This window comes from Bartonella sp. AU16XJBT (genome assembly GCF_028618665.1).
Taxonomy (GTDB): Bacteria; Pseudomonadota; Alphaproteobacteria; order Rhizobiales; family Rhizobiaceae; genus Bartonella.
In genome coordinates this window covers 1-1231 of record NZ_JAQITF010000070.1, presented here as the reverse complement: position 1 = coordinate 1231, position 1231 = coordinate 1, and the positions used below count along the sequence as shown (strand labels likewise).

The following is a 1231-nucleotide window of genomic DNA, read 5'->3' as shown; positions in this document are numbered from 1 at the left end:
TCAATTAAAACAAATACCCGTTTTCAAAACGGATGAAGAAGCAGAAAACTTCGTTGATACTGCTAATCTTACGGATTATGACTTAACTGGTTTTAAACCCGTTCATTTTGAATTCTTACCTAAAGAAGCTTCTATAAATATTCGCTTGCCTCAAGCACTTATGAAAGCTTTAAAGGAAAAAGCGAAAAATCAAGCTATTCCTTATACACGCTATGTCAGACATTTGATCGAAAAAGATTTACGAACAAGTCACTGTAATTAACTTTGCGCCTATTATTAATAATAGAGCAAACAGAGAGACATTAAAATGTGTTATAGTATAAACAAAAGCCTTATAACCCAACTGCTTTACGTAAAATGTCATCGACTTTTGATTGCCACCCACGACCCAAGGCTTTAAGTTTTTTTAAAACATCTGGTGACAAACGAATTGATACTTGCTCTTTAGGGTTATCAATTTGTGGTCGCCCTCGAGAACGTTTAATGCTTTCAGCTAAATCAGGAAATACTTCTGCAAATGATTTTGCTTGAGCAATTTGTTCATCTGTCGCTTCTGGAGCGTCTGGATCATATGCAATTTCTTTTTGAATTTCAGCCTCTTCTTCATCGGTGAGAGGTTTAATATATGGATATTTCGTCATAATATTAAACTCCTTTCTTTTTTGCTCGCACGTCTCATAGAAATGATAGAAACCGCTTCATCGCCAAGTGTAGCAAAAACGACTGCAATAACATTATTGGTAAAAACATTAATAGCCATAAAACGTCCTTGCTTTGCTGGAAGGATGATCGCTGTTTCAAAAAATTCTATTTGAAGATCAGCAAAATCAAGCCCATGTTTTTCAATGTTTTTGTGTCGTTTAATTTCATCATAAGTAATAATCATAAATTAATGTATTACATTTATTCAAAGAGGTCAATAATAAAAGTGATACAAAATATCTTTAGTGTTTATTTCCTTTAAATTTCTCTTGGTAACATCAGCGTTCCTGTGCACGTAAAATAAGCTTATACATGCCAGATTCCGAAGCCTGTACATCCGTCACAATAAAATGCTCTTGAGAAAAGCTATCTTTCGTACTTTCAAGCGTCATAACTACAACGCTATCTTGAGGTTTTGGTGGTATTCCCCCGATATCATTGATACAAACATCAAGTTCCTTTTTTGCGATTGTGGTGGGGATTCTGCCACCAGCCTCCGATTCCGAATGCTTAATGGTGTAAATCGCTG

At 35.2% G+C, this 1231-nt stretch carries 4 protein-coding genes; 1 reads left to right on the top strand and 3 read right to left on the bottom strand.

Annotation, left to right across the window (positions count from 1 at the left end):
• Positions 1-262, top strand: a 262-nt coding sequence (locus PVV66_RS09585; RefSeq protein ID WP_273761010.1) for a BrnA antitoxin family protein, incomplete at its 5' end; no start/stop codon positions are given.
• 70 nt (positions 263-332) lie between these two features.
• Here PVV66_RS09585 and PVV66_RS09580 read toward each other — a convergent pair.
• The 3 genes from PVV66_RS09580 to PVV66_RS09570 form a co-directional block, all read right to left on the bottom strand.
• The gene (locus tag PVV66_RS09580) at positions 333-644 is read right to left on the bottom strand and encodes a BrnA antitoxin family protein (protein ID WP_375694351.1); all 312 of its coding nucleotides are present in this window, start codon (positions 642-644) and stop codon (positions 333-335) included.
• Entirely contained in the window at positions 638-886 is a 249-nt protein-coding gene (locus PVV66_RS09575; RefSeq protein WP_012231069.1) for a BrnT family toxin, read from the bottom strand. The genes PVV66_RS09580 and PVV66_RS09575 overlap by 7 nt, the downstream gene beginning before the upstream one ends.
• Before the next feature lie 94 nt (positions 887-980).
• On the bottom strand, positions 981-1231 hold a 251-nt coding region (locus PVV66_RS09570), incomplete at its 5' end, for a hypothetical protein (protein ID WP_273761009.1).

Coding starts and splice junctions, on each gene's coding strand:
- PVV66_RS09575 (WP_012231069.1), bottom strand. CDS start 886: ATGATTATTACTTATGATGAAATTAAACGACACAAAAACATTGAAAAA.